The sequence below is a fragment of the uncultured Tateyamaria sp. genome (genome assembly GCF_947487805.1).
In the GTDB taxonomy this organism is placed as follows: domain Bacteria; phylum Pseudomonadota; class Alphaproteobacteria; order Rhodobacterales; family Rhodobacteraceae; genus Tateyamaria.
This window is the reverse complement of sequence record NZ_CANKXW010000007.1, coordinates 143,860-164,576: the sequence shown is the minus strand read 5'-3', so window position 1 is coordinate 164,576 and position 20,717 is coordinate 143,860. Positions and strand designations below refer to the sequence as shown.

The following is a 20,717-nucleotide window of genomic DNA, read 5'->3' as shown; positions in this document are numbered from 1 at the left end:
TTTTAGAAGATAAAGTCGTCGTTCGACACCAACCCGCCAACGCTGACATCTCCAATCGCGATGCCTTGCAGCAAAATACTGTTCACCCCGTCATTGATCTGCGCAAAGCCACCGGAAACGGTCAGACTGGCCAAAACGTCGGCAAAGCTGTTGAGGTTATTGTTCGCACTCAGGTCAATCCGCTCGGCATTGCTTGTATCAAAGTCAGAGATCACATCGTCGCCAAAATTGTTGCCGAAGACAAACACATCCGCACCCGTGCCACCGGTCAGCGTGTCGTCGCCGCGATCACCCTGCAGGCGGTCGGACCCGGCGCGCCCGTCCAGCACGTCATTGCCATCGGATCCCGCAAGCACGTTGGCAATGCCGTTGCCGATCAACTGATCGTTAAAGGCAGAGCCCTGAAGGCGTTCAACCTGGATCAGGGTGTCTATGCCATCTGCGCCCGCTGTACGACCTGCTGTCAGGTTGGCGACAATCGCACTCGAGGCATAGAGATAGCTGGCCCAGTCCGTCCCTGCACCGCCGTTGATAACGTCGTTGCCACCATTGCCAACCAAGAAGTCATCCCCATCCCGGCCGATGAGGGTGTCTTGTCCATCCGAGCCGTAAATAAAGTCGCGGCCCGTGCCGCCATCAAGACGGTCGGTGTTGATGGCGTTGGAACCATTCTCGGACCCGGCGCCATAAAGGACGTCGTTGCCGTCATCACCGATCACGATATCGTTGCCGTTGGCGCCAAAGATGGTGTCATTTCCGTTGAGCCCGTTTATGCGGTTGTCCGCTCCGTTCCCTTGCAGGAAGTCTCCGAACCCGTTCGAGCCATCGACATCCTCAATGGAAATAAGCGTATCTGAACCGTCACCACCCGTCGCAGTGCCCGTGGCAAGACTGACCGTGACACTGGACGTTGCGAAGAAATAGGTTGCCCGGTCAATGCCCGCACCACCGTTGATCAGATCATCGCCGCCGTTTCCGCGGATTTGATCGTCATCGTTGCCACCGAGCAAGGTATCATTGCCGTCCGAGCCAAAAATGGTGTCGTTGCCATTGGATCCTGCGATGCTGTCTGCATTGATCACGTTCGTCCCATTGCCGCCACCGGCGCCAATAAGACGGTCGTTTCCGAGGCCACCTAACAGAGTATCGTCACCGTTTGCACCGATCACGAGGTCATCGCCGTCACCGGCACGGATCTCGTCATTGCCCGCGCGTCCCATTACACGGTCATTGCCCTGACCGGCGTCGATTGTGTCGTTACCGGCCTGTCCATCGATGGTGTCGTTGCCACCACCGGCAACCAGGTTATTGTCCGCGTTTGATCCGGTAATTGTATCGCTGCCAACACCGGTGACGACGTTCTCGATGTCGACCAAGTCGTAGCTTGGCGCGGATCCGTTATAGTTCCAGAAACCGGCCGAGAGGTTGGCAAAGATGTTTGTATTGATCCCGGAAAAATCGGCGGTATCTATGCCGTCTCCTCCGAAAAAGTTGTCGCCCTGCGACGCGGAATGCATCAGCAGCACATCATCGCCGTCGTCACCCAAGAGGTCGTCAACACCTGTGCCGCCCTCAAGTGTGTCATTGCCGGTTCCGCCTGACAGTGTATCGGCGTCCGCGCCACCCTGGAGACTGTCATTGCCAGCCCCACCAAGGAGTTCGTCCGACCCGATGCCGCCGATGAGCGTGTCGTTTCCGTCATCCCCGCGCAGCAAATCGTTTCCGTCGTCTCCCTGTACGAGGTCATCATCGGCCCCGCCTTCAACAACGTCGTTTCCAAGCCCGCCGCTCAGCGTGTCCTGACCGGTATCGCCAAGCAATGTGTCGTTCCCGTCGTCGCCATAGACTTCGTCATTGCCCGTGCCGCCATCTGCTTCGTCATCGCCGGCCCCGGCGTAGACGGTATCATCATTGGCAAACGCGAAAATGCGGTCGGCGAGGGCCGTTCCGTTGATTGTATTGGCAGAGCTGTTGCCGTTGATGACGTTGGACTGAACAAAGATGTTGAACGAGTCTGAGTTACTCGCGGCAAGCGAGTCCGTCGCCGTAAGGGTCACGGTGTACCAACCGGAGGCGACGCTGGTGGGGGTGCTGGTAAAGGTTTGCGACATGGCATCAAAGTTCAGCCACGCTGGCAATGCCGCACCGCCCGACAGGGTGGCCGTGTAGGAAACGATTGGATCGATATCCGTAAAGGTCATCGACGCATCAAGGACATAGCTCGTACCTTGCCGCCAGGTCTGATCCGCGATGGGGTTGATCACCTCCGGTGCATCGTTGAACAAAACGATGGTTGTATCTGCAAAGATCAGCCGTTCGACCCGGTAAAGCGTGTCGCGGCCATCAAGCGTGGTGCCGCCGGTGTGCTCTACATAGGAGGCCGAGTTGATCGAGGAGCCTTGGGTGATCGTGTATTCGGACGACACACCATCAAAGATGGCAAAATCCGTATGTTGCCCGCCATCTATGTAATCGTCACCAAGGCCGCCGCGCAGCGTGTCGTTTCCGCTGCTCCCCACCATATAGTCGTTGCCTGCGCCCCCATCGACCTCATCCGAACCTGCATCACCGTAGAGGTTGTCATTTCCGGAGCCCCCGTTGACGGTGTCATTGCCATCGCCACCGCTTAGGTTGTCGATGTCGTCTCCACCTTCGAGGCTGTCGTCACCGTCGTCGCCGTTCAACGTGTCGCGGTTATTGCCACCTTGCAGGGTGTCGTTCCCGGCCCCACCATAGAGCCGATCCGAACCGACATCGCCATTCAGTATGTCGTTGCCTTCGTCACCGTACAGACTGTCGTTGCCAAAGCCGCCGTTGATCTGGTCATCGCCCACGTCACCGACGCCGCGATCGTTGCCATCGCCAAGATCAAGCGTGTCATTACCGCGCCCGCCATAAAGGCTGTCGTCCTCGGTAAAGCCTTGCAGGCTGTCGTCGCCGTCAAGACCGACAAGCGTGTCGTTGCCCACTCCGCCATCGAGGGTATCACCGGCATTGGTGCCGACAATGAAATCCGGATCAACAGTCGATGTGCCGGTCGGCCCATTGCTCAGGTACACATAGGTTTCGGAATTCGTTGAGACGGTAAAGAACTGGCCCGTCACGGCGCCGTTCAGGGTCATCGTTACGTCGCTGCTGTCCGTAAACAACCCGTTGCCGTTGGTATCGATCGACAGGATCGTGTTTGTCCCATCAAAGACGCTTTGGACATCAACGTCCGAGAATGTCGCAAAGCGTACGTCGATCCGGTCACCGACTTTGAAGTCCGTGATGACATCGCCGTTAAGTTCCGAGCTGCTGCCCCGGAAACTGTTGTTGCCGGTCCCACCCGTCAGGGTGTCAGCACCAGAGTCGCCCGCAAGCGTGTCGTCTCCGGCTCCGCCCTGCAGCGTGTCGTTTCCGCTCCCACCTTGCAGTTGGTCGTTGTCTGCGTCGCCGCGCAACAGGTCGTCGCCTGCGCCGCCAAGGAGTGTGTCATCTCCCGCACCGCCCCGCACGTCGTCGTCACCGCTGTCGCCACTGGCATAGTCATTGCCGTCCCCGCCGTCGACAGTATCGCTGTCGTTGCCAGCAGCGAGGTAATCGTTCCCGCCGCCGCCCAAAAGCGTATCTTCGCCAGATCCGCCATAGAGGGCATCGTCACCGTCTTCGCCCAGGACCGAGTCGTTGCCGATACCACCATCAAGGTTGTCGCCTTCGATGCCGCCAAACAGTGTGTCGTTCCCATCACCGCCTTCGAGTGTGTCGCGGCCCTCTTCACCATGTAGAACGTCGTTGTTTTCCAACCCATAGAGGCGGTCACTGCCAAATCCGCCGAACAGTGTATCAAGACCTTCGTCCCCGTTCAGCGTGTCGTTCCCAAAGCCACCGTTCAGCAGGTCGTCGCCTTCGTCACCGGTCAGCAAGTCGGCGCCATCATCGCCATTCAGCGTGTCATTGCCGCGACCACCAAAGAGCAGATCGTCTTCGGTACCTCCGTTCAACAGATCATCGCCTGCCAAGCCTACAAGCGTGTCCTCACCAACACCGCCGTCTATGGTCTCGCCCGCACTTGTTCCTGCGATAAAGTCCGGCAGCGTTGTGGTCGGCGCCGACACGCCAGCGCCGGGTGCGATAAGGTAAAGGAACGTCGTGGACTGCTGCGGGATCTGAACCGCTGCCCAAGTACCGGTAAAGGTGCCAGTCAGCGTGATCGTGAAATCCGAACCATCCGTCGTGTCACCGTCACCGTTTCCATCGATGGTCAGCAGCGTGTCGCCGCCGGCAGTCGTCGAGGTGAAAATATCGATGTCAGTAAAGCGCCCAAACCTGAGAGCGATTGCATCATCATAGCTGAAATCGGTGATTACATCGCCGTTGAGCTCGGACGCGCTACCCCGGAAAACATCGTTACCCGTGCCGCCAGTGAGCGTGTCAAACCCGGAACCACCATCAAGAGTGTCATCACCTGTGCCACCGACAAGCGTGTCATCGCCAGACCCACCTTGTACGGAGTCATTGTCTTCTCCGCCCGTCACCAGATCGTTGCCCGAACCGCCCAGAACAGTGTCATTGCCAAGCCCACCATCAACGGTGTCATCGCCGCTATCGCCAGCTGCGTAGTCTTCACCCTCCCCGCCATCCACGTGGTCATTGTCGCTGCCAGCAGCAAGGTAATCGTTCCCATCGCCGCCTTCGAGCGTGTCCAGCCCCAACCCGCCGTAGAGCGCGTCGTCACCAACGCCGCCCAAGATGGAGTCGTTGTCATTCCCCCCGTCCAGTTGGTCGTTCCCCTGACCACCATCGAGCGTATCATTGCCGTCGTTGCCGTCGAGCGTATCCCTGTCTTCGTTTCCACTCAGACTATCGTTGCCGTCCCCACCATAGGCGCGATCACTGCCCGCGCCGCCGTTTATCGTGTCATTGCCAAGATCACCGCGGATCGAGTCATTGCCCGCATCACCGCCAAGCAAATCGGCGCCGTCACCACCGTTGATGGTATCATCATCATCACCACCACCGACCACATCGTCGCCAGCACCAGCGCTAATCGTGTCCTCGCCCTCATCCCCGGAAATCGCATCATTCCCGTCAAGACCGATGATTTCGTCGTTGCCTTCAAGGCCGTTGATGATGTCGACGCCGTTGGAACCTGTCAGGATGTCGGCACCATTGGTGCCTGTGATAACTCCGCCCGATCCGCTCACCAGCAGGATTTCGGTAAAGCCTCCGGAACTGATCGTTGCGAAGGTTTCGGAATAAAGGCCGCTCAGTGTAATAACGGTGTCGATATTTCCGTCGCCGGACGTGTCGATCGACAGCGTTGTATCGACGCCGTTGTCGGTAACGGTCAGGTTGGTTTCGTTGAAGGTCGCGAAGTTGACCCTTATCCGGTCGCCGAGGTTGAAATCGGTTAGAAAATCACCGTCAAGCTCCGTACTGCTGCCAACGAACAGGTTGTCGCCTGCGCCGCCCGTCAATGTGTCGTTGCCTGCACCGCCGTTCAGAGAGTCATCTTCATCCCCGGCATCAAGGCTGTCATTGTCACTGCCACCGCTCAGACTGTCCTGACCAGTTCCCCCGATCAGCGTGTCGTTGCCAGAGCCGCCAATCAGTGTGTCGTTTTCGGCACCGCCATCAATCAGGTCATCGCCGCCGTCACCGGAGACATAGTCCATTCCGGCATCGCCTGTCGCGGTATCATTGCCTGCGCCGCCAGAGACGAAATCGTCGCCTTCGCCACCCGAAAGGGTGTCATTGCCGTTTCCGCCATAGACGGCGTCCACGCCGGCGTCTCCCGCGACGACATCGTCACCGTCGTCGCCAGAGAGTTGGTCGTTATCCGCACCACCTGAAATCGTATCGTTGCCATCAAGGCCGTCCAAGGTATCCCGACCGCTGTTGCCAGCCAAATCGTCGTCACCCGCATTCCCTTCGATTCTGTCCGCGCCAGAGCCGCCTGAAATCGTGTCGGCACCCGCATCGCCCCAGATCGTATCGTCACCATCGCCACCGTTCAGGAGATCGTCGCCAATACCACCCGTCAGTTGATCGGCATCATCACCGCCTGACAATGTATCATTGCCGACGCCGCCAAACATCTGATCGTTGCCCAAACCGCCGGTCAGAACATCATCGCCCGCACCGCCAGATATGTCATCGTCGCCGTCTTGCCCTTCAATCAGGTCACCGGCCTGACTGCCAACGATCAGATCGTCGTTCGCAGTTGCCGCACCAAACCCAGTGTTCGGCACCAGAAGAATGTCAGTGTATCCGGATACACTCACATTGGACTGAGCGATAAACGTTCCCGTATACCCCAACCCTGCCAAGGTCAGCGTCAAGTCGACGTTGCCATCGCCGTCAGTGTCAATGCGCAGCAGCGTATCACCATTGAATTCGACCGTGCTTATATTGGCATCTGTGAAACGCTCAAACCGGACTTGAATTCTGTCGTCTGCGCCTGAAAAATCTTCGATCCGGTCGCCTTCGAGGTCCGCCCTGCTTCCTGTGAAAACGTCCGCGCCTGCGCCACCTGTCAGGATATCGGTATCGCTGCCGCCCTCGAGCGTGTCGTCACCAGCGCCACCTTGCAAAGTATCGGCACCGCTTGCGCCACTTAGGCTGTCATTGTCTGCCCCACCGGCGATCTGGTCATTGCCGGAGCCGCCCAAAACGGTATCGTTCCCGTCACCCCCGTCGACGATGTCATCGCCGGAATCCCCGCTGACATAGTCTTCGCCCGCGTCACCAAAAACAGAGTCGTTGCCGGAACCGCCGACAACATAGTCGTTTCCGTCGCCACCATAAACCGTATCCTGATCATTCCCGCCATAGACGGCATCATCGCCGGCATCGCCATGGATAAGGTCATTACCATCGTCACCGGACAGTTGATCGTTGTCGAGACCACCGGTGATCGTGTCGAACCCAGCGCCACCATTAACGGTGTCATTGCCCGCATCACCGTCCAGCACGTCGTTTCCGTCGCCGCCTTCGATCCGGTCTGTGCCGGCCCCGCCTGCAACAAGGTCATTGCCCGCGTCGCCGTTGATCGTGTCGCTGCCGGTGCCACCGAGGATGGTATCGTTGTCTTCATCCCCGCGCAAAAAGTCGTTACCAGCCCCTCCGTCGATCTGGTCATCGCCCAAACCCCCAAAGACGTCGTCATTGCCGTCTCCTGCGTTGACGATGTCGTTGCCAGCAAGCGCTGTGAGCTGGTCATTGCCGCCAAGGCCGCTGATCGAGTCATTGAGGTTCGAGCCGACGTAAATGTCTGCAACGGACGTGCCGACATAGATCCCGCCGCCAAGCGATGGCAGGAACAGCTCGGTGAAATTTGACGCCGTGATCAGCTGGAAATCACCGGGGGTGTAGGTGCCCTGTAGAGTAAAGAAAAGATCGTCGACGAGATCCTGATTGGTATCGATTGCAAACTCGGTATTGCCGGACACATTGCTGATGCTCACATCAGTGCTGAAAAAACTGGAGAATTGGACGCGTATACGGTCGCCCGCTGCAAAATCGGTGATTATATCCCCGTCCAGTTCAGTCCGGGACCCGAGAAACAGATCGTCACCGGCACCACCGGTGAGCGTGTCAGTATCGGAACCGCCGGCGAGCGTGTCATTGCCGTCGCCGCCAGTCAGGCTGTCATTGCCGCTGTTGCCCTCCAGAAGGTCCGACCCCAAGCCACCAAGGATGTTGTCGTCGCCGCTGCTGCCAAGCAGAGTGTCGTTGCCGTCGTCGCCATTCAGGACGTCATCGTCGGCGCCGCCAGAGATATAGTCAGCTCCTGAACCGCCATGGATGCTGTCATTGCCTGCGCCACCGATCAGCCAGTCGTTTTGATCCCCACCCAGAATCGAATCCTGATCGTCGCCGCCATAGATGCTGTCTGCACCCGTGCCACCTTCGAGCGTGTCATTGCCGCTACCGCCATAGAGCTCGTCGTTGCCGTCATCGCCCGTGATACTGTCAGCGCCGTCATCGCCAAAGATATCGTCACCGGACGCGCCTCCGGAGATAGTGTCGTCACCCCGATCCCCAAACAGACTGTCCGCGCCTGCATCGCCAGAAATGCTATCACCGTCGTCACCGCCATAAATGCGGTCATTGCCCCCATTGCCGGTAAGCGTGTCCGCTCCGTGGTCGCCAGAGATCAGTTCCCCGATTGCACCGCCATTTACCTCATCATTGCCGGTCCCTGCCATGATGGTTGTCGTTGACGCACCTGCGTTCAACGTGTCCGACCCCGCACTGCCCAGCACAAGACCGGCTGTACCCGCGTTGGTCAGATTGCTTGATGCAGTATCAACAATCGTGTTGCGCACAGGCGCGCCACTGCTGCCAAGCCCTGCCAGCGGGAAGGCTTTGATTGTTGTGCTCGTCCCGTTGGTAATCGTCAGGAATTGCGCCGAGATGACGCCATTCAGCACAATTTGCGTATCGTTCACACCGTCACGGTCAGTGTCGATATCCAGAACGGTATTGCCGCCGACAAAGCTGACCGTCAGATGGCCATCATCGAAACGCGCATTGTTGATGGTGATTGCGTCGCCATCCGACGCGTTGGTTGAAACCTCGAAGTCTGTGATGACATCGCCATTGATACCGCTCGCACTGTCAATGAACAGGTCGATACCGGTGCCGCCCGTCAGTGTGTCAAATCCGCTTTCGCCGGACAGAGTATCCGCACCAGCGCCACCTTCGAGCAGATCGTCATTGGTACCGCCGTCCAGATCATCGTCACCGTCCTGGCCACGCAATGTGTCGTCATCGCCGCCGCCGGACAGGTTGTCGGCGTCGTCACCACCTTCCAGTTCGTCTTCACCGGATCCACCCTGCAAGGTGTCAGCGCCTATTCCACCAAACAAGGTGTCATTGCCGCTGTCGCCGCTCAGGTAATCCCCACCGTCCTCACCCTGCAAAAGGTCGTCGTCCTGACCGCCATACAACTGGTCACTGCCGGTGCCGCCCGACAGCGTATCGTTGCCCGATCCGCCATCGAGATAGTCGTTGCCGCTGTCACCTGTCAGAGTGTCCGCGCCCGCGTCGCCATAGAGCGAATCCGCGCCCGCGTTGCCCACCAACGTGTCGTTGTCCGAACCACCATGGAGCCGATCTGATCCGGTCTGCGATACGATCGAGTCGGCACCCGTTCCGCCATCCGCGAAATTGCCAGTCCCCAATCCGACATCAATTGTGTCGCTGCCAGTCCCGCCATAGATGCTGTCGACACCGTCACCACCGGTGATATCATCCGCTCCAGCGTCTCCGACGATGAAATCGTTGCCAGAATCGCCGTCAATCGTGTCATTGCCGCTGCCCGCGTAGATGGAGTCGTTCCCGGCGCCACCCGAAATGTCATCGGCCCCGCTGGCACCGATCACCCGGTCGTTTCCAGCGCCAGCCGCGATAACATCCGCGCTCAAAGACCCGTTAATGACATCATCGCCTCCCGTTCCGGCACCGCTTGCCCCGGAAATGTAGACGAGGTCGCTAAACGTGCTGCCTCCCAGTGTTGCAAAGTATCCTCCGGAAAAGAGGCCACTCAGGGTTATCGAGATATCAAAGCCCGGTGTCGCATCAGTGTTGATATCCAGAACAGTATTGCCGCCCGAAACGGTCACCTGAAACGAGTCGTCGAACAGGAAGGAGTTGTTGATGCGGATCACGTCATCGGACGTAAAGTCAGTGATCGTGTCCCCGTCCAGATCGGCTGCTTCGTCACGGAAGATATCGTTTCCCGTTCCTCCGGTCAGAACATCAAATCCGCTGTCGCCGGAAAGCGTGTCGTCCCCTGCCCCGCCATCCAGCAGGTCGATACCGGCGCCCCCCGTCAACAAGTCATTGTCGGCGCCACCTGCCAAAGTGTCCGCACCCGAAAGGCCAATCAACTGGTCATCACCGGCCAACCCCTGAATGCTGTCGTCGCCGGACGTCCCGTTCAGGATATCGTTCGCGCCACTTCCAACGATGTTGGTCATTTCGGGAAACGCGTTCTCGGAAGCAAAGCGAACCGGATCGGACTGGGGAGTGCTCTGGTTCGCCCACGCAACAGCAGAACTTGCATCAGTCGCCGGGCCCTCCAACAGAGCGTCAAACAAGCCCTTGGCACCCTCGTTGTCCAGAACATCATCCAACGCGCTGGAAAGCTCGGCCAAGGACCAGGAAACGTCTCTGACTGAAAAGACCGTATTGCCGTCTTTGTCGCTTAGCGCAAACGACGTCACCGTGCCGGAAAGTGACCCGCCTTCGGGTGCAAGCGACAAGTCGAAGCCATGGATACTTGTCCTATAGCCCGAATTGGCATCGAGAATAGACAGCTCTGAAGATGTGGATATTAAGAATGTCTGGTCGCTATGCGTCTCTCCGAAATAGTTGCGCGTTACGCCCGTGAAAATAACATGTGCGACCATGAGTAGCTCCCCCCAAAACGTGATCTCGAAATACCTGCGACGTCGACCCGGCGCTTATAATTTTTACTGAATCACCAATCAAAAACGATGACTGTATTAAGGTTTTCAGGACCGGAAAGGCAGGTCAAGGTAAAATGCAAAGACCGAGTGTGTGTTTGAATGCCTGAGGCTTTGCAACGGATGGGTTCACCAGCGCTGCGTCCTTTCCTGTTCGGCTCGGTTCTTTCGGAGAAAGTCTCACGGGCACATGCAAGCATCGACGCAAATCCGAACACAAGACAGCCCGTGACCCGCTCCTCCAAGCGGCTGGCCGCTGAACCTGTGTGTCAAGGTGCGAAGGCCGAAACACATGCTCTGGATGGCGGCGTGGCTGGGGTGGAAAAGCGTCGTCGCACCTCCTGGGATGTCGCAGACTGAATGCCTCGAACTGTGGAAAAACAGCGAGATACGCGTTTGCAATCGCAGACTTGGAATCTGCTCAAAATAGGTACTCGGCATGATATGCGACGTGCTGATCGAAATCGTCTTCGGAAGGCCGACGGAACGGCGATGGAAAGGAATCGGATGCAAGCGAGGCGCTTGGACCCTCTCAAACAGAATGACCCGGTGCCGTGGATCCGGCGCGTACATCCCGACGACATCTGCACGCAACAGATACCCCGTTAGGTGCATGCGCCCGTCGTTCTCCAGGCCCAGGCTTACACCTCCGCAAGCATTCGTGGCTCGGACTCAGAGACAGAAACCGTAGTGATTTGCAAGCAATGCCAAGTAACAGAAAAGATTACGTTCAATCCGAAAAACGCAGAAGGCAAATGTCAGATGCAGCGCTCAAACGAAGCCGCAATCGGTGAAACTACTATTTATGGTTGAATTGCGCTGAGCACGAATAGCGTTGCGGAAATTGCTTTTCAACCAATTGGTGTGATGGAGCATCTCAAGACTGCAGCGCTATTTACAGACAACGAAATGGAAGACCCGGTCGCGACAGGACGGCCAAACATCATCAGTCCCTGTGGTGCAGCAAAACGTTTGGATATGAACGCCGCGGACAGTTGCGGTTCCAGTGTTGTGAACAAACAGGTTTCCGCGGCCTGCGAGCGTCGGTCCTTTGATCAGGCTGCTGCTGCGACCGTGCGGATGCGTTCAATCATGGCGCGCAAACCATTGGAACGTTGTGCCGACAGGTGATCATTCAGCCCCAACCGCGTCATTTCGGCCCGCGCGTCCACTGCCAACACAGCTGCGGGGGACAATCCGTTGTAGAGCCGCCGAAGCAAGGCAATCAGCCCTTTGACGATCATCGCGTCACTGTCGCCATCAAAACGAAAGGTGCCATCTTCGATCACCGGGTGGAGCCAAACCTGGCTCGCGCAGCCCTCGACCTTGGTAGCCGCCACCTTGAGCGCATCGGGCAGCGGATCCATCGCCTTGCCTTGTTCGATCACATAGCGGTAGCGATCCTCCCAGTCGTCCAGGAACTCGAAATCTTCCACAATCTCTTCAAACGCAGTCGCAGCCATCGCCCGCCCCCCGTAAACGCCGTCTCGCTGACCTAGGCGCAACGCCCGCAAAGGTCCAGTGGCCGAAACGACGCTTTTCAACGACTGCGCCATCCGTTACCACAGGGACTGCGAAATACCGAAACAGGCCGATCCATGCGCATTCTGACCACTTCCATGCTTGTCGCGACACTGACCCTGTCTGCCTGCGGTGCCGTGCGAGACAGCCGCATCAACCCGTTCAACTGGTTTGGCAATGCGCGGTCCGAACCGATCCAACGCACGGTCGAAAAGAACGACAATCCGCTCATCCCCGAGGAACGTGCCGGCCTGTTCTCCAGTGTGCGCGGCGAAACCGAACTCTACCTTGGCACGCCGATCGATCAGGTCAGCGCGCTGGTGATCGAACGGGTGCCCGGTGGGGCCATCCTGCGCGCGACGGGCATCGCGGCGATTGACGGTGTCTATGACGTGCGACTGACCCCGGACAACGACGATCTGGAGCCGGATGAAAACGGAGTGCTGACCTTTCGCTTTGAAGGGATCAAACCAGAGGCACGTGTTCGCCGTACATCGGAACGTCAGCGCACCTATAACGTTGCCGCACGTCTGACCGATCAGGAATTGTCGCGCGTCAGAACGATCCGTGTCGAAGGCGAACGCAACGCGCAAACCATCGCGCGGCGCTAGCAGGCGCGCTTAGTCCGCCGCGTCCAGCGGAATGATCGCGACATCCGAGCCTTTGGTTGTCAGAGCCACGCGGCCTTCGCAAAGACGTATAGCATCATCGCCAAACACCTCGGACCGCCAGCCGCTCAATGCAGGCACATCGCGCATGCCGGCGGCCATTGCGTCCAGATCCGCCGCAGACGCGAGCAGCTTGGCCGCCACGCCAGCGCTTTCCGATTTTGCCTTCAGCAGAACACGCAAGAGGTCGGCCACGGCCGGGTTCACCTGCAGCTTCTCGCGGCTGCGGTCGGGCTTGGGCATATCATCGGGCTTCATAGCCACGCCGCGTGCCACGGCTGCAAGGATGCCGTCGGCAATGTCGCCCTTGCGCGCCTCGCGCAGCAGCAGACGGGACCGGCCCAGATCCTCGGTGGTCTTGGGCTTGTTGCTGGCCAATTCGACCAGCGCGTCGTCCTTGAACACGCGGTTGCGTGGGATGTTCCGGTTTTGCGCATGGGCCTCTCGAAAGGCCGCCAGTTCCTTGACCACAGCGAGAAATTTGGAAGACGTTGTCCGCGTCTTGACCCGCTTCCACGCATTTTCCGGCGCGATTATATAGGTTTCGGGGCTCAGCAGTATTTTCAGCTCTTCGGCCACCCAGTGGGCGCGTTTGCTCTCGTCCAGCTTGGCCTTGAGAAACTCGTAGATCTGCCGCAAGTGCGTGACATCCGCGATGGCATAGGTCTTTTGCGCTTCCGTCAGCGGGCGTCGGGACCAATCGGTAAAGCGCGACGTCTTGTCCAGCGGTTGGCGTGCGATTTTGCGCACCAGGGTCTCGTACCCTGCCTGTTCGCCGAATCCGCAGACCATGGCCGCAACTTGCGTATCAAAGAGTGGTTCGGGAAACACCTGTGCGTCCACAAAGAAGATCTCGAGATCCTGGCGCGCGGCGTGAAACACCTTGACCACTGACGTGTCGCGAAAGAGTTCATAGAGCGGCTCGAGCGAGATATCACGCGACAGCGGGTCCACCAAAACCGCGTTGCTGTCATCCGTACCGGGCATGGCCAGCTGGATCAGGCAGAGTTTGGAATAATAGGTCCGCTCGCGCAGAAACTCCGTGTCGACCGTCACATAGTCATGCGTTGCGGCCTCCTGACAATAGGCGGCCAGGTCTTCGGTCGTGGTAATTGTTTTCATCAGCGGCTTCTTGTTGAGTGGTGTCACCGTCTTGGTCGTCCGGGTCTACACCATTGCGCCACCAGTGACTAGAGCGTGACCGGTTCGGTCTGTCCTGCCGCGAAACGGCGCAGCACGGCGGGATAAAGCCGGTGTTCCTGCACCAAAACGCGCGCAGCAAGGGTGTCGGGGGTGTCGCCCGGCTCGACCGGCACACGGGCCTGCCCAAGGATCGGGCCGTCATCCAGCGCGGGCGTGACCAGATGGACGGTACATCCGTGTTCCGCATCGCCCGCGGCCAACGCGCGGGCATGCGTGTGGAGGCCCTTGTACTTGGGCAGGAGCGATGGGTGGATATTGAGCATCCTGCCCTGCCACGGCGCCACGAACCCTGCCGTCAATACCCGCATGAACCCGGCCAGACAGATGATATCGAGCGCGTAAGGCGCAAGTGCCGCGTCAATCGCCGCCTCAAAGGCCGGGCGGTCCGCGCCAAAGGGGCGGTGATCAATCACCTCCGTTGCGATACCGTTCTTCTTGGCCCAGGCGATACCGCCCGCATCCGCATTGTTCGACACGATGACCGCCGCACGCGCGGCATGATCGCCGGTCATGTCCTCGACCAGCGCACGCATGTTCGATCCGCCGCCCGACACAAAAATGCCGACGCGTTTGATCACAAAAGACGCCCCGAATAAGACACGCCCTGCCCCGAAACGACCGCGCCGATCCGGTGGACCTCTTGCCCCTCGCCCTCAAGGGCTGCGGTCACGTCCGCAGCAGCGTCCTCGGCAACGACAACGACCATGCCGATGCCCGCGTTGAATGTCTTTAGCATTTCGGCCTCGGCCATGCCGCCTTGGGCTGCGAGCCACTCAAAGACGGGCGGCACGGACCAGCTGTCCAGATCGACCGATACACCAAGCCCCTCGGGCAGGACGCGCGGCAGGTTCTCTGTCAGGCCGCCGCCGGTAATGTGCGCCAGACCGTGAACACCGCCAGCGGCTATCGCGGCCAGTGCCGCTTTGACATAAAGGCGCGTCGGAGTCAGCAGCGCCGCACCAAGCGATCCGTCAGCCCACGGACAATCGTCGGCCCAAGCCAAACCGGAGGTCTCGACAATCTTGCGCACCAGTGAATAGCCATTGGAGTGCACGCCGTCCGATGCCAGGCCAAGCAGCACATCATCCTCGGCCACCCCGGCGGGCAGCGCCGTACCGCGCTCCATCGCACCAACGCTGAAGCCTGCAAGGTCGAAATCCCCGGCAGGATACATTCCCGGCATCTCTGCCGTCTCACCGCCAATGAGGGCGCAGCCCGAGGCACTGCACCCCTTGGCGATCCCTTCGATGATGCGCGCGGCTTGATCCAGCTCCAGCTTGCCCGTGGCAAAGTAGTCGAGAAAGAACAACGGCTCTGCCCCCTGGCAGACCAGGTCATTCACGCACATCGCCACCAAATCAATGCCCACACCATCGACGTTGCCGGTGTCGATGGCGATGCGCAGCTTGGTACCGACGCCGTCCGTGGCCGCAACCAGAACCGGATCGACAAAGCCTGCGGCCTTCAGATCGAAAAGCCCGCCAAAGCCGCCAAGGCCCGACGCAACGCCTGCCCGTTTCGTCGCTGCGGCGGCCGGTTTGATCCGTTCGACCAACGCGTTGCCTGCGTCAATGTCGACCCCTGCCTGCGCGTAGGTCAATCCGTTCTTGCCCTCTGACATCCCTGCCCTCCAAATCTGTGCGCCCCTTAGCGCGAACCGTGCGTGAGATGCAAAAAGAAAGCGCGCGGCGCAGTGCAAATGGCCCGAGCTCATGCGTTCAACGCGACCAAGCGCCATGCGTTCACTGGTCGAGGGTGGATTGACCCCGCTTGACACGTGGCACACCGGTGATATCCCGGCCCAATGGCGGGCCTGTAGCTCAATTGGTTAGAGCAGAGCGCTCATAACGCTTTGGTTGCGGGTTCAAGTCCTGCCGGGCCTACCAAAACTCGCCAACCCCATGTGTTAGAATTGTTTTTGTTGGTTTTTGCGGTGACTGAACTGTAAACCGCTACCTGCAGCTTTTTTGCGGTTTTGGCCCAGCCGGTCCATTTGCTTTGCTACTCGTTCTGTCGATAGATCATTTTAGCGTCCTCCGTTGAGAATTGTGGCATTCGCCCGAAGCGCTCGTTCATGAAACTAGAATATGTAGGACCACCTCTGTTCGGGCTGTCCCTTACCTGTGAACCAGCCCCGACAAGCCATGCTTTTTGACCGCCAAAGCCTTTAATGACGCCGCTTGAAAATTTGCGCGTTAGGTCATTCAGCAGTAATTGCCGCACGGAAGGCCCGTTTCGCGACGGATCTTTGAGAAACCTCAGCCGATTGTTCACCAGACTGCCCACGCGATTGGCTGCGTAGGCATCGACAAATTCGCCCAGAACCAAAATCACTATATAGCCCAGAACGGCTTGCCGCACAGGGTTGTCGGGCGACATGCGCAGGTCCTGACTGGAACTGTGCGCCGCCAGAGTCACCGTCCCGTCTGGGCCATCGGCAATCCTGGTCGACGGTACGTGATGCGCGTTTCCCCGCGTAGCGGGCAGCTACGCGACCCGTACGGCGCACGCGTTGTGGCCACTGGCTGTGCCCATTGACCTCAATGCAACAACCTGAAGCCCACTGCGCTGCGCGCATAACGACCGGGTTACTGGAATTCGCGATAGCATGGTGTGAATATGCTGTCTTCGAAGACGGCCAGAACATTGCCGTCGGCCGAATTTTTTGGAAGGCAAGCACATGCCCGGAACACAAGTCCTTGGCACCGTTTCAATGCGTTTTACAGACCAACAGCGGCCATATGAATGTCTTGCAGCGTGCTTCAAGGATCGGTAAAAATTGAAATTATAATTTTTCTCAGGCCATTGACGTGCTCCCAGAAACGATTTCTCGCTCACCGGACCGCCCCTTTTTGGCCGAAGCGCTCAGAACCCTTGATGGCAACGGCTTTCTGATTCAGCAAGTCGTGGCGCTACAGGACGGCAGCGTAAAGACCACGACACTCACGGATGGTGTTGTAACATCCGTTTCCTGGGCGGACCCATTGAATGCGTGGGAATGGACAAGCCGGTTGACGACGTTCGATGCGACCACCGGACGGATTAAAGCGCGGGAAAGCACATTTGACGACGGCAGTACGCGTACCGACAGCTTTGTGGATGGCAAGCTGACGACGCGCCTAAACATCGACAGCAACAACGCTCACGCATGGCAAAGTGCGCAGGCGATTTACGACAGCAACGGCTTGCTCGTTCAACGCGTAAAAATTTTTGACGACGGACGAAAGACTACGTCCACTTTCACCAATGGCGTGGAGACAGCCCGGACCATTATTGACACCTCAGACGCGTTCGGATGGGCGCGCGTTGACATCCTTTATGACCACGCGACAGGGCGGCTATTTTCATTAACGACAGAATTCGACAATGGCATGGTCCAGAGCACGAGTTCGGTTACCGGCCCGGTCAACGGATCGGTGGTCACGCTGGATGAAGCGGATCGCTTTGACTGGACGTCGATCACAAAAACCTACGACGCCAGCGGACAAATCAAAGAGATCTTTCGCCTGAATGACAACGGCGTCGAGGTCGTTACTACGTTGGGGTCAGGAAGTCGTAAAATACTGGTCTCGACAGATACCCTGGATGCAAAGGACTGGGCGTCCATCACCACAGAACACATCTCCGGCGCTATGGTACGCACGATCACAATGGATGACGGCGTCATCCATAGTCAGACTTACGTGAACGGCGCTCTGACATTTCGCATTTTCAGTGACTTTCATTCGCAAAAGCACGACTGGGTTTCCCGCCGGTTCGTCTATGACAGCCAGGGAGACGTTGAAAAAATCGAAACGCAGCTTGATAACGGCCTGCAAATTCACCGGTTTTTCAACGAAGCCGTCTTGCAACGGATCGAAGTGATAGACCAACTCGATATCAGGGACTGGTCCCAAAAAATCACGTATGCAAACGATGCTGGCGCGATCCTGTTTACAAACTGGTTGTATGATGACGGGTCGCTCGTTGCCCGGGATGTACGCGGGCGCAATGTCATAGAAAGTGGCACACATTCCGTCGTCACAGAGGACAGCGCCGCAACGCTGACTGCCTCAGGCACCATCACGCTCACGGATGGGTACCGCGGACAGCACACCTTCAATGCGATCACGGCACAGCTTGGGTCGGCGGGGCTGGGGTCTTTCACCCTCGCGGCGGACGGCACATGGACTTACTCCGCCGCGAACAACCAGTTCGGTGTTCAATCCCTCAACGTCGGCGAAACAATTCGCGATACCGTTGCCGTCACCACAAGCGATGGCGTACAGGCTGTGCTGTCCGTGGATATCAGGGGGCGCGCAGACTTTGCGCCGACCTACACGGGCGCCACGTCTGGGCCGCCCATGATAATCGGTTTCGTCGGCAATATGGCTGCAACGCCTCTATCCTTTGACTTCGGGACGCTGTTTTCGGATGACCAGACGGATCCGCTTTCGTTCAGCCTGAATGCCGTCCCCGCAGGCTTGAGCCTTGTGAACGGGACCATTTCGTCCCTGTCGGCCCTTGATGCGACGGGTGCCGGTCGGCACGCCGTCAGCGTGACGGCGCAAGACACCTCAGGACTGTCCGCGACGCAGGCGCTCGTTCTCGATATTGGTCTGCATCACACTTTCGGCGATAACCACCAGGGCAATCTGGATCTGGGCGACACGGACAATATCATTGTGTTCGGAGATTTCGCCAATTGGAGCTCAAGCAATGCCTCGCTTGGTTTTGGAGACGCGACCAACACCGTAACCTTCGGTGATTCCGCCCTATCAAGGTCAACGGACGCTGCGCTGGTGTTCGGCGATGGGAACAATGCGGTGACATTCGGCGACTTCGCATTTAGCAATTCGACCGGTGCAGAAATGCGCTTTGGGGATGGCGACAACACGATCAACTTTTCAAGGCTCGCCGGCGGAAGTGGTGGTCAACTCAACGTCTTTTTGGGGACAGGCGACAACACGCTGACGTTCGGACACGCTGCAGCAGGTTCCGCCGGCAACCTTCGTATCGAAGCTGTCGACGGTCGAAATACCATAACTTTCGGCGACAACGCGGCTGAGAGCGATGGCACTTTGGCCGTGCTGTTGGGAGATACCGGATCCGCGGTGACATTCGGCGCAAGTGCTGGTCACTATACAAACAGGCTCAGCGTCGTGACGGGTATCGGCAATGACACCGTGACCTTTGGTCAAAATGCCGGGCGCGGCTATCAATTTGGCGCGCCGGATCCGGGGGATCGTCTGATCAAGGTAAAAACGTCAGGTGGGGACGACACGATCGTTTTCGGTGCATTTACCGAAAGCAACGATGCGAGCTTTCCGTTTTATTCTTCCTCACGCATCGAAGTGGATGGCGGTTCGGGAAATGACTCTATCCGCTTCGCGGGCCCGGAGGCCATGCCATTGGCCCAAGTCTTGGTTGCGGCGATTGATGTCCGCGGTGGCGAAGGCAATGACACGATCTCTTTCGGCAGCGACGCGCCCACGAACTTCAACAGCTCTTACCAGAGCCTCGAAGTGCATGGCGGGCAAGGAGATGACGTCATCACCTTCGGAAGTGCGCGCGGCAATTATGTTGTTTATGACGGCGAAGGTCAGGATACGATTACAGCAGCGTTTGCGGCCACCAATTTCACGGTCTACTTCAGCGACGACGCAGATGCCGACCTCCTCGTCCTGCCTTCGGCCTTCACAGCAGTACGCTTGGTCGGTTTCGACGACACCCTCGACACAATCACGCTGGATCGGCGTCGCCAAGAGGTGTGGGAGGAGTCCCATACCGTCACTGACGGCGTATATCAGATATCATACCAGTCCAGCCAACGTCGCGCGATCACAATTGAAAGTGACACGCTCATTGACCTGAGCGCGCATATTTCTGACTTTCATCTCAACCGCGCGCCCACTTTTGTCGGTACAAGCACCGACTTGGGTGTGGCGGGTGTCGGCAACGCGGTTGATCCGTTCCTGATCGATATTAAGGCGATGTTCAGCGATCAGGACGTGCTCGACGGTTTCTCCGACAGCTTGCAGGTTAGGACGACCGACCCATTCGGACCTGTCGGCTTTATGTACTTGGGTGTGAATGGCCTGATTTTCCGCGACCAAACCGACACGAGCAATATCGGCCAGTACACGATCTCGTTCCGGGCCACCGACAGTTTGGGCCGGTCTGTCACCCAGAGCTTTGACTTTGAGGTTGGTCTGTCCAACGACTACGGCAACTTCGCGCCCGTATTCTACCTGGACGATCGTGTCGAAGGGTCGGCGTTCAGCGACACCCTGACCGTGGGCACGGTCCACTATACGTTCGAAAACGAAGGTGGGGAGTTCCATCTGAGTGCCGGCACAGGCAACGATGCGGTGACCATTGGCGCGATCACCGTGGACGCCAATTATACCTTCCTCAACCTGGACGGCGGCGCAGGCGATGATCAGATCACAATCGCGAGCCTCACGGTCACCGGACAAGGCACGAACAACGCCATCGCAGGCGGAACAGGTGCAGACACGATCACGTTCATCGGCCACGCAGAGAAGGTCATGATTGACCTCGGCGGAGACAGCGATGCCGACACGCTGATCTTTGGCACGACGATGAATGACGTCTCGATTGCCAATTGGGATCATGGGATCGACCGGGTTGACGTCTCTGATCCCTTGGCGTGGTCCGTTGTCGCCGATGACGGTACGGAAACGGTGCTCAGCGACGGCACCAGTGACCTGACATTCCTGAACACAACCGGTCTGACTGATGTCGGGGATTTCCTGATCTGACGGCGACGCGCGCGGGGCCGCGCAACGTGAGCGATAAAATCTGACGGATCGGAGCTGCACCGTGGTGCATTGTGCCGTGTCAGTGTCCGCCCTGCCCCCTGCAC

Annotated in this window: 8 protein-coding genes and 1 tRNA gene; 3 read left to right on the top strand and 6 right to left on the bottom strand. The window is 58.3% G+C overall.

Annotation, left to right across the window (positions count from 1 at the left end):
- Nucleotides 1–2 precede the first annotated feature (2 nt).
- Together Q0949_RS16455 and Q0949_RS16450 are read right to left on the bottom strand one after the other, a co-directional pair.
- Nucleotides 3–9,968 (bottom strand): putative Ig domain-containing protein, encoded by a 9,966-nt coding sequence (locus tag Q0949_RS16455; RefSeq protein ID WP_299374700.1) that lies wholly within the window; start codon nt 9,966–9,968, stop codon nt 3–5.
- Between the two features lie 1,544 nt (nt 9,969–11,512).
- Entirely contained in the window at nt 11,513–11,920 is a 408-nt protein-coding gene (locus Q0949_RS16450; protein ID WP_299374697.1) for a SufE family protein, read from the bottom strand.
- A gap of 135 nt (nt 11,921–12,055) precedes the next feature.
- On the opposite strand from Q0949_RS16450, the gene Q0949_RS16445 reads away from it, so the two are divergent.
- Nucleotides 12,056–12,589: a hypothetical protein gene (locus Q0949_RS16445; RefSeq protein ID WP_299374694.1), complete on the top strand. Its 534-nt coding sequence runs from the start codon at nt 12,056–12,058 to the stop codon at nt 12,587–12,589.
- 9 nt (nt 12,590–12,598) lie between these two features.
- Here the strand turns inward: Q0949_RS16445 and rnd are convergent, their stop codons facing one another.
- From rnd to purM, 3 genes are all read right to left on the bottom strand, one after another.
- On the bottom strand, nt 12,599–13,768 hold the full coding sequence (gene rnd / locus Q0949_RS16440) for a ribonuclease D (RefSeq protein WP_299374691.1): 1,170 nt from the start codon (nt 13,766–13,768) through the stop codon (nt 12,599–12,601).
- Nucleotides 13,769–13,836: 68 nt separating this feature from the next.
- Nucleotides 13,837–14,427, bottom strand: coding sequence for a phosphoribosylglycinamide formyltransferase (purN, locus tag Q0949_RS16435; RefSeq protein WP_299374688.1), 591 nt, complete (start codon nt 14,425–14,427; stop codon nt 13,837–13,839).
- Nucleotides 14,424–15,470 carry a phosphoribosylformylglycinamidine cyclo-ligase gene (gene purM, locus Q0949_RS16430; protein ID WP_299374686.1) on the bottom strand — a complete coding sequence of 349 codons (1,047 nt, stop codon included), beginning with the start codon at nt 15,468–15,470 and terminating at the stop codon, nt 14,424–14,426. The genes purN and purM overlap by 4 nt, the downstream gene beginning before the upstream one ends.
- Before the next feature lie 188 nt (nt 15,471–15,658).
- Between purM and Q0949_RS16425 the strand changes: the two genes are divergently transcribed.
- Nucleotides 15,659–15,735, top strand: a tRNA-Ile gene (locus Q0949_RS16425).
- A 115-nt stretch (nt 15,736–15,850) separates the two neighbouring features.
- Here Q0949_RS16425 and Q0949_RS16420 read toward each other — a convergent pair.
- On the bottom strand, nt 15,851–16,228 hold the full coding sequence (locus Q0949_RS16420) for a hypothetical protein (RefSeq protein ID WP_299374683.1): 378 nt from the start codon (nt 16,226–16,228) through the stop codon (nt 15,851–15,853).
- A gap of 473 nt (nt 16,229–16,701) precedes the next feature.
- On the opposite strand from Q0949_RS16420, the gene Q0949_RS16415 reads away from it, so the two are divergent.
- Nucleotides 16,702–20,613, top strand: coding sequence for a VCBS domain-containing protein (locus Q0949_RS16415; protein WP_299374680.1), 3,912 nt, complete (start codon nt 16,702–16,704; stop codon nt 20,611–20,613).
- Nucleotides 20,614–20,717 lie beyond the last annotated feature (104 nt).